16 protein-coding genes are annotated in these 15,266 nt (G+C 64.8%); 14 read left to right on the top strand and 2 right to left on the bottom strand.

Translation table 11 applies throughout. The features are described from left to right. Genes ACFVSJ_RS04405 through ACFVSJ_RS04345 form a run of 13 tightly spaced genes read left to right on the top strand, consistent with a single transcriptional unit; the run spans nucleotide 1 to nucleotide 12,309 of the window. Nucleotides 1–1,287: an ABC transporter substrate-binding protein gene (locus ACFVSJ_RS04405; protein ID WP_387434739.1), complete on the top strand. Its 1,287-nt coding sequence runs from the start codon at nucleotides 1–3 to the stop codon at nucleotides 1,285–1,287. A gap of 55 nt (nucleotides 1,288–1,342) precedes the next feature. Further along, entirely contained in the window at nucleotides 1,343–2,302 is a 960-nt protein-coding gene (locus ACFVSJ_RS04400) for a carbohydrate ABC transporter permease (RefSeq protein WP_387434738.1), read from the top strand. A 2-nt stretch (nucleotides 2,303–2,304) separates the two neighbouring features. Beyond that, nucleotides 2,305–3,141: a carbohydrate ABC transporter permease gene (locus ACFVSJ_RS04395; RefSeq protein ID WP_387434736.1), complete on the top strand. Its 837-nt coding sequence runs from the start codon at nucleotides 2,305–2,307 to the stop codon at nucleotides 3,139–3,141. A gap of 44 nt (nucleotides 3,142–3,185) precedes the next feature. Next, nucleotides 3,186–3,962: a TIM barrel protein gene (locus tag ACFVSJ_RS04390; RefSeq protein ID WP_387434734.1), complete on the top strand. Its 777-nt coding sequence runs from the start codon at nucleotides 3,186–3,188 to the stop codon at nucleotides 3,960–3,962. Continuing rightward, the gene (locus ACFVSJ_RS04385; protein WP_387434732.1) at nucleotides 3,959–5,521 is read left to right on the top strand and encodes a GMC oxidoreductase; all 1,563 of its coding nucleotides are present in this window, start codon (nucleotides 3,959–3,961) and stop codon (nucleotides 5,519–5,521) included. The genes ACFVSJ_RS04390 and ACFVSJ_RS04385 overlap by 4 nt, the downstream gene beginning before the upstream one ends. A 48-nt stretch (nucleotides 5,522–5,569) precedes the next feature. Continuing rightward, a complete protein-coding gene (locus ACFVSJ_RS04380) occupies nucleotides 5,570–5,962 on the top strand; it encodes a DUF6379 domain-containing protein (protein WP_387434730.1) in 393 nt (130 codons plus the stop codon). Continuing rightward, entirely contained in the window at nucleotides 5,962–7,065 is a 1,104-nt protein-coding gene (locus tag ACFVSJ_RS04375; RefSeq protein ID WP_387434729.1) for a sugar phosphate isomerase/epimerase family protein, read from the top strand. Before ACFVSJ_RS04380 ends, ACFVSJ_RS04375 begins: the two co-directional genes overlap by 1 nt. Nucleotides 7,066–7,083: 18 nt before the next feature. After that, nucleotides 7,084–8,124, top strand: coding sequence for a sugar phosphate isomerase/epimerase family protein (locus ACFVSJ_RS04370; protein WP_387434728.1), 1,041 nt, complete (start codon nucleotides 7,084–7,086; stop codon nucleotides 8,122–8,124). A gap of 12 nt (nucleotides 8,125–8,136) precedes the next feature. Next, on the top strand, nucleotides 8,137–8,907 hold the full coding sequence (locus tag ACFVSJ_RS04365) for a nuclear transport factor 2 family protein (RefSeq protein WP_387434727.1): 771 nt from the start codon (nucleotides 8,137–8,139) through the stop codon (nucleotides 8,905–8,907). Between the two features lie 8 nt (nucleotides 8,908–8,915). After that, nucleotides 8,916–9,314 carry a DUF6379 domain-containing protein gene (locus ACFVSJ_RS04360; protein WP_387434725.1) on the top strand — a complete coding sequence of 133 codons (399 nt, stop codon included), beginning with the start codon at nucleotides 8,916–8,918 and terminating at the stop codon, nucleotides 9,312–9,314. 17 nt (nucleotides 9,315–9,331) lie between these two features. Further along, nucleotides 9,332–10,495: a Gfo/Idh/MocA family protein gene (locus tag ACFVSJ_RS04355; protein ID WP_387434794.1), complete on the top strand. Its 1,164-nt coding sequence runs from the start codon at nucleotides 9,332–9,334 to the stop codon at nucleotides 10,493–10,495. A gap of 16 nt (nucleotides 10,496–10,511) precedes the next feature. Continuing rightward, on the top strand, nucleotides 10,512–11,516 hold the full coding sequence (locus ACFVSJ_RS04350; protein ID WP_387434723.1) for a sugar phosphate isomerase/epimerase family protein: 1,005 nt from the start codon (nucleotides 10,512–10,514) through the stop codon (nucleotides 11,514–11,516). A gap of 10 nt (nucleotides 11,517–11,526) precedes the next feature. Further along, nucleotides 11,527–12,309, top strand: coding sequence for an SDR family NAD(P)-dependent oxidoreductase (locus tag ACFVSJ_RS04345; RefSeq protein ID WP_387434721.1), 783 nt, complete (start codon nucleotides 11,527–11,529; stop codon nucleotides 12,307–12,309). 12 nt (nucleotides 12,310–12,321) lie between these two features. Here ACFVSJ_RS04345 and ACFVSJ_RS04340 read toward each other — a convergent pair whose 3' ends face one another. Next, complete coding sequence (locus ACFVSJ_RS04340) at nucleotides 12,322–13,344, bottom strand: restriction endonuclease subunit R (RefSeq protein ID WP_387434719.1); 1,023 nt, start codon at nucleotides 13,342–13,344, stop codon at nucleotides 12,322–12,324. 99 nt (nucleotides 13,345–13,443) lie between these two features. Here ACFVSJ_RS04340 and ACFVSJ_RS04335 point away from each other — a divergent pair, with 99 nt between their 5' ends. Continuing rightward, the gene (locus ACFVSJ_RS04335) at nucleotides 13,444–13,866 is read left to right on the top strand and encodes a hypothetical protein (RefSeq protein WP_387434717.1); all 423 of its coding nucleotides are present in this window, start codon (nucleotides 13,444–13,446) and stop codon (nucleotides 13,864–13,866) included. A gap of 56 nt (nucleotides 13,867–13,922) precedes the next feature. Here ACFVSJ_RS04335 and ACFVSJ_RS04330 read toward each other — a convergent pair whose 3' ends face one another. Then, nucleotides 13,923–15,188, bottom strand: a complete 1,266-nt coding sequence (locus ACFVSJ_RS04330; protein ID WP_387434716.1) for an ROK family protein — start codon at nucleotides 15,186–15,188, stop codon at nucleotides 13,923–13,925. Nucleotides 15,189–15,266: the final 78 nt, after the last annotated feature.

Below are 15,266 nucleotides of genomic sequence, written 5' to 3'. Positions count from 1 at the left end.
ATGACACAGCACCGCTTCCGGGGACTGAAGTTCAGCGTCCTCGTTATCCCAACCGCTGCTGCACTCGCACTGACAGGCTGCTCGGGCGCGACCAACGCCGGCAGCAACGGTGGCTCCAAGGAATTCTCCCTGACGTTCGCCACCTCCAACACCATCGAAAGCCCCTTCCAGAAGTTGGGCGAGCAATACATGGCCGCCCACCCCGATGTGAAGATCACGTTCAACGCTCAGCCCAACGATTCGTACGACCAGACGGTCCGCACGCAGTTGCAGGCCGGCAACGCTTCCGACGTCATCGTCACCTCGCCGGGTTCCGGAACCGGCCGAAGCATTCTCCCGCTGGTCGAGGCCAACTTCCTCGAACCCCTGGACGACTCCGCGAAGAACCTGGTCCCGGTGGGCAGTGAGGCACTGTTCGGCAAGGACGGCAAGGTGTACGGCCAGGCTGCCGAGATGACCGTGGTTGGCCTGGTGGTCAACGAAACCGCAGCGAAGGCTTCCGGTGTCTCCGATTTCCCGGCCGACTTCGCTGGTCTTGAGAAGCAGTGCTCCACCCTCGGCTCCGCGAACAAGTCATTCTTCGCCTTGGCCGGCTCCGCCGCGCCCAACACGGGCCTCATGGCGATGTCCCTGGCCGCCTCCCGTGTGTACGCCGAAGACCCTAAGTGGAACGAGAAGCGTGCCGGCAACCAGACCAAGTTCGCTGACTCCCAGGGCTGGAAAGACTCCCTCGAAGCAGTCAAGAAGCTGAACGACGCCGGTTGCTTCCAGAAGGGCGCCGCAGGTGCGGGCTTCGATGCCATCACCAAGGGCCTCGCCAGCGGCACGTCCATGGCCGGCTTCATCCCGGCGCCGTCATGGAAGCAGCTCAAGACCGCCGCTGCCGATTCCGACTTCGCAGTCCGTGCCCTTCCTTCTGAGCAAAGCGGAGACAAGGGCTTCGTCTACGCCAGCGCCAACTACTCCTTCTCCATCAACGCTGCGTCCAAGAACAAGGACGCTGCAAAGGCGTTCCTCGACTGGGCCGCTGAGCCTGAGCAGACCAAGGCATTCGCCGAGATCGACGGCGCCCTCCCGGTCAGCGGACTGGACAGCTATGACTACGCTTCCGGCGCCTACAAGAACGTCGGGGACCTCATCAAGGATGGCAAGTACGGTCCGCTTCCGAACAGCCAGTGGCCCAACTCCGCCGTTTACGATGCCCTCGCCACGGGAGTCCAGGGATTGTTGACCGGCCAGAAGTCCGTTGACCAGGTCCTTCAGGCCATGGATTCGGCCTGGGGCTGAGCCGGCTTCCCACCACCACCGTTCGCTCTACTCCAAGGGATAAGCAAGGATTACCATGACTGCGACGATGCAATCCAAGACCGAAGCAGCTGACGCTTCCCGGCGAGGCAGGCGCACTCCGGGAACGGTCCGAAAGGTCCGTTCCCGGGGCGGGTCCCTGCAATTCGGACACTGGTGGTGGGCCCTGCCGGGCATTGCCCTGGTGATCGCCATCCACTACGTGGCAACCGGCATCGGTGGGTTCTTCGCCTTCACCAACTGGACCGGCATAGGTGCCTTCAAGGTAGTGGGACTGGCCAACTTCGAGGCAATCTTCAAGGACCCCACCAAGCTCGGGGCCCTGATGAACACGTTGTTCCTGGCCTTCTCCTCGGTGTTCATCGGCAACGTTGCAGGCCTGTTCATCGCTCTGGGCCTGAACCGCGTGCTGAAGACCCGCTACATCCTGCGGACCCTGTTCTTCATGCCCGTGGTGCTGAGCCCGCTGGCAACCGCGTACATCTGGAAGTACATCTTCGACTTCGATGGCCCCATCAACGTGTTCCTCCGGTCCATCGGAGCCGAAGACCTTGCCAAGCCGTGGCTCGCCGACCCGCAGTGGGCCATCTGGACAGTCCTGGTTGTGCTGGTCTGGGGCAGCACGGGATTCGCAATGGTGATCTTCATGGCAGGCCTGGCCAGCGTTCCCGTGGAAATCGAGGAAGCCGCAGCAATCGACGGAGCCAACCTGTGGCAGCGCTTCTGGAATGTCACGCTTCCGGCGATCCGCCCGGCCGTCGCCATCGCCACCACGCTGGGAATCGTCCAGGGCCTCCGGGTCTTCGACCCCATCATGGCCCTCACCGGTGGTGGCCCGGCAGGCGCTACCGAAACCCTGGCCACCCAGGTCTATAAGCAGGCCTTTGCCCTGGGGAACTTCGGCGGCGGCGCTGCCTTGGCCCTGGTGCTGGCCGTCATCATCCTGTTCTTCGCCGTCATCCAGCAGCGGCTGACCCGTTCGAACCCCGAGGACTGACCATGTTCCGTTATACGAAACTCACCCTTCTCCGCGAAGTCGGACTGTGGGCGCTGGCTCTCCTCTTCCTTTCTCCCTTCTACTTCCTGGTCACCACGGCCCTGAAGTCCAGCAGCGAGATCTACACGACGTCGCCGCTGGCACCGCCGTCGAACCCTGACTTCAGCAACTTCACGGCGGTCCTGACCGCCACCGGCAACTCCAATGTGGTGCTTGGCCTGGTGAACAGCCTGATCATCACGGCCGGCAGCATCGTGGGCCTCATTGCGCTGGGCTCCATCACGGGCTACGTGATCTCGCGGCACACCCGCCGCTGGAGCAAGCTGGCCTACTACCTTTTCCTCGTTGCCATCATCCTGCCGGGACAATTGGGTGCGGTTCCGCTGTACATGGGTGCGCGTACGCTTGGCCTGACCGGCTCGGCTTGGGGCTTGATCGTCCTCTACACCGGGATGCTGCTGCCGCTCTCGATCTTCCTGTACTCCAACTTCTTCCGCGGGCTGGGAACGGACTTCGAGGAAGCGGCCACCATTGACGGCGCCACTAAGACCCAGATCTTCTCCAAGGTGGTCTTCCCCATGATGGCCCCGGCCACGGGAACGGTGACGATCTTTGCCGGCCTGATCGTGTGGAACGACTTCTTCACGTCGCTCATCTTCCTGGGCGGCTCCAGCAACCAGACGCTTCCCGTGGCCATGTACTACTTCATCGGTTCCCTGGTCTCCCAGTGGAACTCCATCTTCGCGATCGTGATCGTGTCCATGATTCCGATTCTCGCCCTGTTCCTCTTCGCCCAGAAGCGCTTCATCCAAGGCTTCTCCGGCGGCCTCAAGGGCTAGACCCAGCTCATTCAACAAACCCATCGACTTTCCAGGAGACAGCCATGTTCCAACTTGCGCCGAATATCGACCTTTTGTTCTCTGAAGCCGGCGAAAGTGCCGCCGATCGTGTCCGGGCCGCAGCGGCCGCCGGTTTTGACGCCGTCGAAATGTGGGGACCAACGGGCAAGGACATCCCGGCACTGAAGGCAGCCCTTGAGGAGACGGGCGTCCAGCTCACGGCCCAACTCGCCGAACCCCGCATGCAGTTCATGATTCCGCCCAAGAACCACGAACCCTTCTATGAGGGGCTCGACGCCGGGGTGAAGGTGGCCCAGGAACTGGGTTGCCCGCGCATCGTGGTGGGCAGCGGCACGGGCTTCGGCGGCCGCAAACGCCAGGACCAGCTGGACGAACTCATCGAGATCTTCACCAAGGGCATCAACCACATCCACGGCTCCGGAATCACCCTGGTCCTGGAACCGGTCAACATCCGTGTCGACCACCCCGGTGCCTTGCTGGACCGCACCTCCGAAGCCGTCTACATTGCCCGTGGCGTCGATTCGCCTGATTTCGGCATCCTGTACGACCTCTACCACTCAACCGTGGAGGGCGAAGACGTCGCGGCGGAACTGGCCAATGCCGGCAGCCTGGTCAAGTACGTCCAGATCGCCGACGCACCCGGCCGCGGCGAGCCGGGCTCGGGCTCCATCGATTGGGCGGCGCGCCTCAATGACCTGAAGGCCAGCGGTTACACCGGCCCCGTGGGCCTCGAATACTACCCGACCATCGAGTCTGCCAAGTCGGTGCGGCGCATCCAGGAACTGGTGGCCTCCCGGTGAGTGAGCGGTCCTATCCGTCCTCGGTGGACGTCGCCATCGTGGGCAGTGGCCCCACGGCGTCGGCCTACGCGCGGATCCTTAGCGAAGAAGCGCCCGGCGCCACCATCGCCATGTTCGAGGTGGGCCCCACGGTCAGCAATCCGCCGGGCGCGCACGTAAAGAACATCGCGGACGAGGAACGCCGGACCTTGGCCCAGCGCGCTTCCGAGGGCCCGGGCGCAGGAGCCGCCACGGTCAACTCGCCAGGTGCCGTCAAGAGCGGCGAACGCAGGGCGCGGCCCGGCACGTATTTGCTGGGCGAGGGCTACGCCTTCCCGGGCGAGGATGGCCTGCCGGTGGCTGCGATGTCCAGCAACGTCGGCGGCATGGGCGCACACTGGACGGCTGCGTGCCCACGCCCCTCCGGCAAGGAGCGCATCGATTTCGTGCCGGACATGGATGCGCTGTTGACCGACGCGGAGCGCCTCCTCGGCGTGACGACGCACGCGTTCGACGGCGCCCCCTTCTCCGACATCGTCCATGACCGCCTCTCGGCCGCCGTGGACGAAGGCCGCGAAGCCGCCTTGCGGGTCCAGCCCATGCCGCTCGCTGTCCATCGCGAGCCGGACGGCCGCCTCCTGTGGTCGGGAGCCGACGTCGTCATGGGGGAGGCGACCCGGCAGAATCCGCGCTTCGAACTCTTCGACGAGTCCCTGGTCACCAAGGTGGCGTACGACGGCGGCACGGCCACCGGCGTCGAGGTCCAGGACCGCCGGACCGGGCGGAGTCATCGTGTCGCCGCCCGCTTTGTGGTGGTAGCCGCGGACGCGCTGCGGACACCGCAGCTGCTCTGGGCCTCGGGCATCCGACCCGAGGCCTTGGGCCGCTACCTCAACGACCAGCCGCAGGTGGTTTTCGCCAGCAGGCTCGAAGGTGTCACGGCTCCTAAGCCCGTGGAGCCGCGGGCTGGCGGGGCGTTGGCCCAGCAAAGCGGCGTCGCCTGGGTTCCGTACACCGATGACGTCCCGTTCCACGGCCAGATCATGCAATTGGACGCTTCCCCCGTACCACTCGCGGACGATGATCCGGTGGTGCCGGGATCGATCGTGGGGTTGGGCCTGTTCTGCGCTAAGGACCAGCAGCGCGAGGACCGCGTTACGTTCGACGAGGACGTCCGCGATGCCTACGGCCTGCCGGCCATGCGCATCCATTACAAGCTGACGGCCAAGGACCACGAGGTCATTGAACGGGCCAAGGCCGAGATCGTTCGCTTGGGCAAAGCTGTGGGCCACCCGCTTGATGAGCGTCCGTTTGTGCTTCCGCCCGGCGCGTCGTTGCACTACCAGGGCTCCACACGTATGGGAGTCGCCGATGACGGAGAGAGCGTGTGCTCACCCGACAGTGAGGTGTGGGGAGTGGCTGGCCTGTTCGTGGCAGGAAACGGCGTCATCCCGACCCCCACAGCGTGCAACCCCACGTTGACGGCCGTTGCTTTGGCGGTGCGGGGGGCCCGAAAAATCGCGTCGGAGCTGGACAGCTCTTTACTTATGTCAGAATCAGACAATAGAATTACGAAATAAGGAAAAAGTCCGTCGGCACTGGTGCCGCGGGCAAGACAAGGAGTCCCGATGATTGCCGACCGCATGATCGAGCAGGGAACGCTCACAACAGAAGGCGACCGGACCGCCGTCGAAGTCCGGATCCCGTGGTACCGGGCCCTCCCGGGCTCATGCATCGCCGAAGCCGCGCTCACCATCGACGGTGTGGCTGCGCCCAAGGAGTCGCTGCGCTGGACCATGAATGAGCGCACCTTCAGTTTCGATGAGCTCGTGGAAGAGACGGGGGAGTGGTGGTACCCACTGGATTCGGCTGTCCTCTCCGGGGAGCTGCCGCTGGCCGACACTGTGGCTGAGCACGAGGTCCGCGTAGACCTGAAGCTCTACATCCCGTACATCATTACGGACCACGGGGTCCTGCACATTGAAGAGAACTGCACCAAGACCATGAAGGTAGGACAGTGATGACCGGCCCCGGCACTCCCATCCAGGGCGTAACGCTCTACAGCTTCACCCGCGCATTCCACGGCCGGCAGTACGATCTGGACGGCCTCATCCGCAAGGTGGCCGCGGAAGGATTCGGCCCCGGACTGGAAATCATCGGCTTCTCCAGCCTTCGTGGGTTCCCGGACAAGATCGACGACTCGTTCGTCGGCCACTTCCGGGACCTCGTGGCCGAAGTGGACCTGGTGCCCACCTCCCTGGCCGTCAACGTGGATACCGGAATCCGCAGGGACCGCCTCATGAACCACGACGAACTCGTGGAGTACATGCGGACGCAGATCGAAGTGGCCTCCAGGCTCGGCTTCCCGATCGCCCGCGTCCAGATCTCCCTGACTCCGGACGCCATGGAAAGCTTGTTGCCGGTGGCTGAAAAGTACGGGGTCACCCTGGCCCTGGAGGTCCACGCAGACCAGCACGGCGCCCACGAGCGCGTCCTTGCCCTGCGCGACCGCTACGAGAAACTCAATTCGCCGCTTCTCGGGTTTACCGCGGACTGGGGCGCAACCGTCACCGGCTTCGCGCCGTCCCTCATTGAGGCCTACCGACGCCGGGGCGCTTCCGAGGAACTGCTCCAGCAGGTAGTGGAGCTGTGGAACGGCTTCCATGCCGAAGGTCCGCCCAACACCCAGAAGATCCACGGTGAACGCTTCGGAGCCTTCATCGGCTTGGCAGCGCGGAATGGCCGTCCGGATCTCGGCATCGACTTCGCCATCAACGGCACGGGACTCTTCGGGCCCGCCCCGATCGATACCTGGCTGGAAATTATGCCGTTCGTGCGCCACGTGCACGGCAAGTTCTTTGGCATCGACGAGCACGGCGAAGAGCCTTCCGTTCCAGTGCGGGACCTGGTCCGCCAGCTCGTGGAGAACGGCTACTCCGGTGCCATCTCCAGCGAATACGAAGGCTGGCACTGGAACAACTGGCAGGACCCCTTCGAGATCATCCGCGGGGAACAGGCGGTCCAGCGCTCTGCAGCCTCCAACGCAGGCTCGGCCATGATCACCGATCCCGCCGAAGCCCGCCGCATCCTCAACAGCCACCTCGCCCAGCCGGTCCTCGGCTAAGAAGAAACGGATACCACCATGTCAAACGGAATCGCGGGCTCGGGCATCGAGCTTGGCATCACCCTTTACTCCCTGACCTCCGAATTCGCGGCAGGTCTTTACACCCCGGAAACCCTCATCAAGGCAGTCGCCGATGAAGGCCTGGGACCCGGCGTCGAGTTCAACATCGCTCAGATGCTGCGCACCTACCCGGACGTCGACGACGAGTTCGTCAAGCTCTGGCGGGACAGCATGGACCGCTACGGACTGACTCCCAGCGCGGTAGGCACCAACCTGGACATGGGCCGCCGCAAGGAACGCGACATGACCCCGGACGAGGAGTTCGACTTCTTTGCCCGCCAGCTTAAGACGGCGAACACCCTGGGCTTCAACAAGATCGTGATCCGCTCCGCCGGCAAGGAATTGCTGCGCCGCCTTTTGCCCCTGGCCGAGAAGTACGACCAGAAGCTCGGCTACGAAATCCACGCTCCGCAGGGCCCGAACGACCCCAAGATCCTGCAGATCCGCGAGATGTATGAGGAACTCGGCAGTGAACGCCTGGGCTTCACCGCGGATTTCAGCTCCACGATGCACAGCCTGTCGCCCACCTTGTACCGCACGCTGACCCAGATGGGCCTGCCGGAGGAACACTTCGCGGTCATGCAGGACATCTGGCGCAAGCCCCTGCCCATGCAGGAACGCAACCAGGAGTTCGAGGATTACCTCCGCTCCAACAACTTCGACCCCGCGAACCTCGGGCCGTTCACCCGGCTTGCCTTCAACATGCACGGCCTGGTGGCTCCCGAAGAGTGGCTGGACATCATGCCGCAGATGTTCCACGTGCACGCCAAGTTCTACGACATTGACCAGAACGGCGACGAGCCGGCCATGGACATTCCACGGATCGTGCGCCAGTTCGTCAAGGGTGGCTACACGGGCTTCCTGTCCAGCGAATGGGAAGGCCATGCGTTCGCCGACCTGGGCGAGTCCGATCCGATCGAGCTGGTGAAGAAGCAGCATGCCCTGATGCGCAGTGCCATCGAGGACGCCCGCGCCAGCGATTCCGTCGCAACGGCCTAGGGGAGGACCCGCATGTCAGCCATTGCTACGGACGTCACGGCGGAGATCGAGCAACTCCGGGCCGAACTGAAGGAAGCCCAGCGCCTGGCCCGCCGTGCCAACGACCGCGGTGACATTGAAAACCTGTTCAACCGCTACATGTACCTGCACAACGCCTTCCAGGATGAGCAGATCATCCCGCTCTGGGTGAAGCCGGGCACTCCCGGCATCAGGGCCAGGTACACGAACGCCGGGCAGTACACGGACTACGACAGCGTGATCGGCTACCACCAGGGCCGTCCGACTCCCGTGGGCAAGCTGATCCTGCACTACACCACCACCCCGGTGATCGAGGTGGCAGCCGACGGAGAAACCGCCAAGGGTGTGTGGATCATGACCGGCAACGAATCCGGATTGACCGATCCGGAGGTGGCCAAGGAAAGCCCGGACTACATGTATTCGCCCGGCGAAGTGCAGGGCAAGAAGGTCTGGGCCCACTGGGTTTGGTGCAAGTATGCCGTGGACTTCCTCCGCCAGGACGGCGAATGGAAGATCTGGAAGTTCCGCTGCTACGAACTGCTCCGGGCACCCTTCGAGGAGAACTGGATCAGCTTCGCGGAGAAGAACCAGCACGCTTTCGCCCTGGACCTCATGTACTTCGGTGACGACGGCAAGCCGGTCTTCATGCCGCCTGCGGATGAGCCCGTTCCCGCCGAGTACCACCCCTACAGCCCGTCCACGAGGCAAACCCTGGAACCGCAGCCGCCGGTTCCCCACCAGACTTTCGTCGAGACTTTCGAGTAAGGATCATCATGGCAACGCACAACTCCCTTTTCCAGGACGCTGACGTCCGCCGGCACCCCGAAGGCATTTCCGTTTCGGTGCAGTTGCCGTGGTATCGCAGCCTGTGGCTGTCCGCCGTCGACGACGTTGCGGCCACCGTCAACGGCGTCGAAATCCCCAAGTCCGCTTTGCGTTTCGAGTTGCAGGGCAAGTCCTACAGCATTGCCGAACTCCCGGATCAGTGGGAGACGCTGTGGTTCGTGGCGGACAAGCCGGACGTCATCATCCCGCTTGACCGCGTACCCGACGCCGGTGAGGAGATCGACGTCGAGGTTGTCCTGACCCTCCGCCTGCTGTACATGCAGATCGCACCCATGCACTACGTCGGCAACCGCGTGGCCGTCGAACGCAAAGTTGTGCTGGCGTGAAAACCCTGCGCGTGGCCATGATCGGCTACGGGTTCATGGGTGCCGCCCATTCCCAGGGCTGGCGCACGGCACCGCGGGTCTTTGACCTTCCGGCAGGGGCCGAGATGGCTGTGATCGTGGGCCGTGACGCCGCTGCCGTTGCCAAAGCCGCCACCAAATGGGGGTGGGCCGAATCTGCCACGGATTGGCGGGAAGTCATTGCCCGCGATGACATCGACATCGTGGATATCGTGACCCCCGGTGACTCCCACGCAGAGATCGCCATCGCGGCCCTGGAGGCCGGCAAGCACGTCCTTTGCGAAAAGCCGCTGGCCAATACGGTGGCCGAAGCCGAGGCAATGGCTGCCGCTGCCGAACGGGCTGCGGCGCGGGGCGTGAAGGCCATGGTCGGCTTCACCTACCGCAGGGTCCCGGCGGTGACGTTCCTGCGTCAGCTCATCGCCGAGGGCGTGGTGGGAAGGATCGCCCATGTCCGCGCTTCGTACCGCCAGGACTGGCTGGTGGACCCGGAGATGCCGTTGGCTTGGCGGCTCCAAAAGGAGCACGCGGGGTCCGGTGCCTTGGGGGACATCGGAGCCCACGCGATCGACTTGGTGGAGTACGTCACCGGCATGGACGTGGAACGCGTCTCCGGTGTGCTGGACACGATCGTCAAGCAGCGCCCGCTCCAGGGCAGCGGTACTGGTCTGTCGGGCAAGGCCGCCGCCGGCTACGGACAAGTGACTGTGGACGACATCGCCATCTTCACGGGCCGCCTGGCTTCGGGGGCCCTGGCATCCTTCGAGGCCACCCGCTTCGCCACCGGCCGCAAGAATGCGCTGTCCATTGAGGTCTCCGGGGACAAGGGCGCCTTGGCGTTCGACCTGGAGGACCTCAACAGCATCCAGTTCTACGACCGCACGGCACCGGCGGACCTCCAGGGCTTCCGCAAGATCCTGGTCACCGAACCGGTTCATCCCTATGTCTCGGCGTGGTGGCCGGCCGGGCACATGCTCGGTTACGAACACGGCTTCTCCCACCAGGTCAAGGACTTGGTGGAAGGCATCGCACGGAACACGGACCCGCACCCCACGTTTGCCGATGGCCTCCGTGTGCAGCGCGTCCTGGAAGCCGTGGAACGCAGCTCGGAGAACGAATCGGTGTGGACGCGCGTGGCAGCGGACGTCCCGGTGAAGGCATAGAAAGAGGACACACAACATGGCACGACCAATCACCCTGTTCACGGGACAGTGGGCCGATCTGCCGTTAGAAGAGGTGGCCCGGCTCGCTGGAGAGTGGGGCTACGACGGGCTTGAAATCGCGTGCTGGGGCGACCACCTTGACCCCTGGCGTTGGGACGACGACGCCTACATCCAGGAAAAACTCCACATCCTGGAGCGGAACGGCCTCAAAGTGTGGACCATCTCCAACCACCTCAAAGGCCAGGCTGTTTGTGATGACCCCATCGACCAGCGCCACCGGGACATCCTGCCGGATGTCGTCTGGGGCGACGGCGACCCGGAAGGCGTCCGCCGCCGCGCTGCCGAGGAAATGAAGAACACGGCCCGCCTGGCCGCGAAGCTTGGCGTCAAGACGGTCACCGGTTTCACGGGCTCGGCCATCTGGAAGTACGTGGCGATGTTCCCGCCGGCCAGCGAGAAGATGATCGACGCCGGTTACCAGGACTTCGCGGACCGGTGGAACCCCATCCTGGACGTCTTCGACGAGGTGGGTGTCCGCTTCGCACACGAAGTGCACCCGTCCGAGATCGCGTATGACTACTGGACCACCCAGCGCGCGCTGGAAGCGATCGGCCACCGGGAGGCCTTCGGCCTGAACTGGGACCCGAGCCACATGGTCTGGCAGGACATTGATCCCGTCGGCTTCCTGTGGGACTTCAAGGAACGCATCTACCACGTGCACTGCAAGGACACGAAGAAGCGACTCGGCAACGGCCGCAACGGCAGGTTGTCCTCGCACCTGGCATGGGCAGACCCGCGCCGCGGCTGGGACTTCATCTCCACGGGGCATGGGGACGTTCCGTGGGAGGACGCCTTCCGCATGCTGAACGCGATCGACTACACCGGGCCGTTGTCCGTGGAGTGGGAGGATGCCGGAATGGACCGCCTGGTGGGTGCACCGGCGGCCCTCGGCTTCGTGCGGAAACTCGCTTCCTACGAACCGTCCGCCGCGGCTTTCGACGCAGCGTTCAGTACCAAATAGGGGTGCCATGATGCGGTCGCGCAGACCCAGGCTCGAAGGCAAAACCGCCGTTATCACCGGCATCGCCAGCGGCCAGGGCCGCGCGGCCGCTTTGGCGTTCGCCGACGAAGGTGCCGTCGTGGTGGGTTGTGACATGGACGACGACGGCGCTGCCGCCACCGTGGAGATGGTGCGGCAGGCCGGTGGCCAGGCCAGCAGTACCCGGGTGGATCTCACGGACGACGCCGCAGTGGCCGCCTGGGCCGGGCAGGTGGCGAAAGACCACGGCCAGATACACATCCTCTACGCCAATGCCGCGGCCACGCGCTTCGCTCCCGTCGAGCAGATTTCCTTCGCAGACTGGCAGTGGAACGTCGCCCATGAGATGGACGTCGTTTTCCTTCCCGTGCGGCACTTCTGGCGACAGTTGGCAGCGGCCGGGAGCTCCGCCGTCGTGCTTGTTGGCTCCACTGCCGGAGTGACCGGTTCGGTGACCAACGGACGCCTCGCCCACACTGCCACCAAAGGTGCCGTTGTGGCGATGACCAAGCAGCTGGCCGCCGAGGGCGCGCCCCTGGGAATCCGCGTCAATGCCGTGAGCCCCGGCATGATCCGGACCTCCGCCACCGAGGGCGACCTGCTCGCGCCGGGGCATCCCATGAATGCCATCGCCCAGCACATACCCCTGGGGCGCATCGGCACACCGGACGAGGTGGCGCGGTGCGCCCTGTTCCTTGCCTCCGATGAGGCCTCCTACGTGACGGGCGCCAACCTGATGATCGACGGCGGCTGGTCCGCCGTGCTGCCAGGCTGACGCCCGCGCGGGCTAGCGGACTTGCCGCGCAGGTTCGCGCGCCGCGCCGGCAGCGAGCGATGCTTCCGCCAGCGCCAGATGCCGGCGGGTCATCTCCGAGGGGTCGTCCCTGAGCCATTCGTGACCGCCCCACTCGCTGGTCAGGGTTCCGTTGAAGCCTTCAAACGCCAACAGCCGGCCCAGCTCCTCGATCGGCCGTGAGACCCGCCGGTCCGAATCATCCAGGTCCCAGAACTTGAGGTGGAACGCGCCAACCAGCGGCAGGATGTCACGCAGGTCCGCGGCGTCGCTGCGGCCAAACCGGATCAGCAGGTTCATGAACAAGGTGTGGATTCGCCCCGGCACGGTCCCGGCCCGGAGCGCAGCGACTACGGCCTGGTTGGTGGCAGGATCTTTCCACTCCGTCTCCAGCCTGCTGCACAGCACGGGTGAGACGCCGCCGCGTGCCAGTTCCTCGAGGTAGCTGACCGGCAGCGCTGGCATCAGCATGCTGATGTCCACGAGCACCCTGATCCGCGGATCGTTCAGCGCCGCGATGTGGTCCAGGGCAGGGCGTACCTGGGGATTGAGCGGGTCCTGTTGCCCTTGGATCTCCTCGAACAGCACCAGGTCCAAATCGTGGAGCACGGGCTGGATCAGGCCCAGGAGCTCAGGCCCCGCTTGACCGATCGGGAGCCGGACGCCGGTGGCACCCACGCGGTGGGCGGCGTCGAGCTGGGGGACCAGGAATTCAAGGCGCTGCCCGGTGGTGCGGCGACCGGCCGCCGTCGTGTAGTCGTCCAGGCTGCAACCAACCGTGTTGACCCGGCCTCCTGCGGCATGGAGCGCCTCACGGAAGGCATCAACCTCGTGGTTCTGCGGGGCGGGGAACGTCCGCCAGAGCAGGCCGGGCTCCACCTCGACGATTTTCGCGACGTTGTCCCGGGCTATGCCCGTCACGATCTCCGTGCTTGTTCGGCGGGCTTCGATGACCTGCGGAGTCCAGTTGAAGGCGCTGGCGGCGAGCGTCCAGCCGGCGGGAAGGGTGGAATCCATGGGAGGGCCTTTCCAAATAAGTTTGTTACTGACAAACTTATGTCAGAATCAGGCAAAAATCACTAGTTGGGCAAAGATGCCCGGGAAAGGGAGTGGCTGATGCTGCAAAACGCTTTGCGCGAGGATGCGTTGACGGTGGTGCCAAAGGGATGTGAGCTGCGGATTGGCCTGCCCTGGATACGTTCCATGCCACTGTCCAGCGTTTCGGGGCTGGCAGTGGAGTTGGACGGGCGGCCGGTCGCCGGGCAACTGACGGTCAACCTCGGCGAACGATCCGTGCCCGCCGCTGCCCTGACGGACGAGCCCGGCTGGTGGTTCATCCAGGACCGGCTGGTGCTGGCGTTTCCCGCCACGTGGCCGTGGGAGGGTCTCGCGGGGCATGATGTCTCGGTCGATTTCGAGCTGATGATCCCATATCTTCAGGCGGGCGGAGATGGGCCGCTGGTGTTGCCGTTCCACCTGGAAGCGAAGCTCCCGGTTTCCCACGACAGACCCGCCGGAGTCTCCCGCGACGTGGCCTGACGGGCCAGGCAGGCCTGGCGGGCTCACACGGGCGGTTTGTGGGAGCAGTCCGACCGCTAGGATGCCGCCAGGGTCTTGACCGGTCCCGGCTTGCCCTGCGCGAACCAGCGCGGGAAGGTCGCTTCGAAGAGTTGCTCCCGTGCCAGTTCGACGCCGCCACGGAGCGGTTCACGCTCGTCGTTTACCGATAGGAGGATCCGCAGGTCCCTCGTGGCCAGGGGGAGGGAAAGCTCGTAAACGCGCTGCCGGACCTCCGCCAGGTAGACCTCTCCGGCGGAGGCCATGGCGCCGCCGATCACGATGATGCCGGGGTTGAACATGTTCACGAGCCCGGCGATCGACTCTCCGACCACGCGCGCAGAGTTCTGCAGCAATCGGACAGCGAGGGCGTCACCGTTCACCGCTGCCAAGGCAATCGCCTCGGGGGAGAGCGGGTTCCCCTTCTCTACTGAGGTGGCGAGCGGTCCGGTGGCGCCTTCCTTGATGGCCAACTCTGCATCGCGGATCAGGGCCCAACCGCCGGCGACGGCTTCAAGGCAGCCAACCTTGCCGCAGCGGCACAGGGCATCCGAATCCGGCACGCGGACGTGGCCGATGTCCCCGGCGGCGCCGTTGGCTCCGCGGTGGATGCGTCCCTGGGAGAGCAGGCCGGCCCCGATTCCGGAGCCGATCTTGCAAAAGATCAGGTCCGCGTAGGCGTCCCTGCGCCGGGCGCGTTCGCCCAAGGCCAGCAGGTTGACGTCGTTGTCTACCCAGGCGGGGGCGTCGAAGCGTTCCTCGAACGGCGTGCGGATGTCGAAGCCGTTCCACCCCGGCATGATGGGCGGGGCCACCGGCTGTCCGGTGCTGAAGTCCACCGGTCCTGGCACGCCGATCACCACTGACCACACTGGCTTCTCTTCGGCGTCCTTGAGCAAGTCGTCCAGGAGTTCCATGGCTGCCTTGAGTGTTTCCGCGGGTCCGCGGGCGATGTCCCACTCGCGGTGCTTTTGCTCCACGATGTCGCCATCCAGTTCGGCGTAGCCGACCCGGATGTGGAGAGCGCCGAGGGCGCAGACGATGATGCGTCCCCGTTCCGACTGGAAGCGAAGCGTGCGGGGTGCCCGGCCGCCGGATGAGGCGCCGAACTCGCCATCGCCCAGGAAGCCCATCTGGATCGCTTGGTCAACGCGCTGGGTGACGACGCCGCGGCCCAGGCCCGTGACGCGGCCAATCTCGGGGCGGGTGGTTGCTTCGCCTGTGCGGACGAGGTTGACGATGCGGAGCAGGCTCGTGACTTCGTCCGTCTGTGCGCCGAACCGGAGCGTCGAATCTGTGGTCATACCTCCAGATTCTTCCACAGGAAGGGCACTAAGGTGCGGAAAACCACAACTATAGCCAGAAATGCATTTACTTATGGA

Origin of the sequence: Paenarthrobacter sp. NPDC058040, from assembly GCF_042885775.1 — a bacterium.
Lineage (GTDB): Bacteria > Actinomycetota > Actinomycetes > Actinomycetales > Micrococcaceae > Arthrobacter.
The sequence above is the reverse complement of the archived record's forward strand: the minus strand, read 5'-3'. Positions and strand labels throughout refer to the sequence as shown.

What these genes read in the sequence shown, in the direction of transcription:
- ACFVSJ_RS04405 (WP_387434739.1), top strand. Translation starts at nt 1, where the DNA reads ATGACACAGCACCGCTTCCGGGGACTGAAGTTCAGCGTCCTCGTTATC.
- ACFVSJ_RS04400 (WP_387434738.1), top strand. Translation starts at nt 1,343, where the DNA reads ATGACTGCGACGATGCAATCCAAGACCGAAGCAGCTGACGCTTCCCGG.
- ACFVSJ_RS04395 (WP_387434736.1), top strand. Translation starts at nt 2,305, where the DNA reads ATGTTCCGTTATACGAAACTCACCCTTCTCCGCGAAGTCGGACTGTGG.
- ACFVSJ_RS04390 (WP_387434734.1), top strand. Translation starts at nt 3,186, where the DNA reads ATGTTCCAACTTGCGCCGAATATCGACCTTTTGTTCTCTGAAGCCGGC.
- ACFVSJ_RS04380 (WP_387434730.1), top strand. Translation starts at nt 5,570, where the DNA reads ATGATTGCCGACCGCATGATCGAGCAGGGAACGCTCACAACAGAAGGC.
- ACFVSJ_RS04375 (WP_387434729.1), top strand. Translation starts at nt 5,962, where the DNA reads ATGACCGGCCCCGGCACTCCCATCCAGGGCGTAACGCTCTACAGCTTC.
- ACFVSJ_RS04370 (WP_387434728.1), top strand. Translation starts at nt 7,084, where the DNA reads ATGTCAAACGGAATCGCGGGCTCGGGCATCGAGCTTGGCATCACCCTT.
- ACFVSJ_RS04365 (WP_387434727.1), top strand. Translation starts at nt 8,137, where the DNA reads ATGTCAGCCATTGCTACGGACGTCACGGCGGAGATCGAGCAACTCCGG.
- ACFVSJ_RS04360 (WP_387434725.1), top strand. Translation starts at nt 8,916, where the DNA reads ATGGCAACGCACAACTCCCTTTTCCAGGACGCTGACGTCCGCCGGCAC.
- ACFVSJ_RS04355 (WP_387434794.1), top strand. Translation starts at nt 9,332, where the DNA reads ATGATCGGCTACGGGTTCATGGGTGCCGCCCATTCCCAGGGCTGGCGC.
- ACFVSJ_RS04350 (WP_387434723.1), top strand. Translation starts at nt 10,512, where the DNA reads ATGGCACGACCAATCACCCTGTTCACGGGACAGTGGGCCGATCTGCCG.
- ACFVSJ_RS04345 (WP_387434721.1), top strand. Translation starts at nt 11,527, where the DNA reads ATGCGGTCGCGCAGACCCAGGCTCGAAGGCAAAACCGCCGTTATCACC.
- ACFVSJ_RS04340 (WP_387434719.1), bottom strand. Translation starts at nt 13,344, where the DNA reads ATGGATTCCACCCTTCCCGCCGGCTGGACGCTCGCCGCCAGCGCCTTC.
- ACFVSJ_RS04335 (WP_387434717.1), top strand. Translation starts at nt 13,444, where the DNA reads ATGCTGCAAAACGCTTTGCGCGAGGATGCGTTGACGGTGGTGCCAAAG.
- ACFVSJ_RS04330 (WP_387434716.1), bottom strand. Translation starts at nt 15,188, where the DNA reads ATGACCACAGATTCGACGCTCCGGTTCGGCGCACAGACGGACGAAGTC.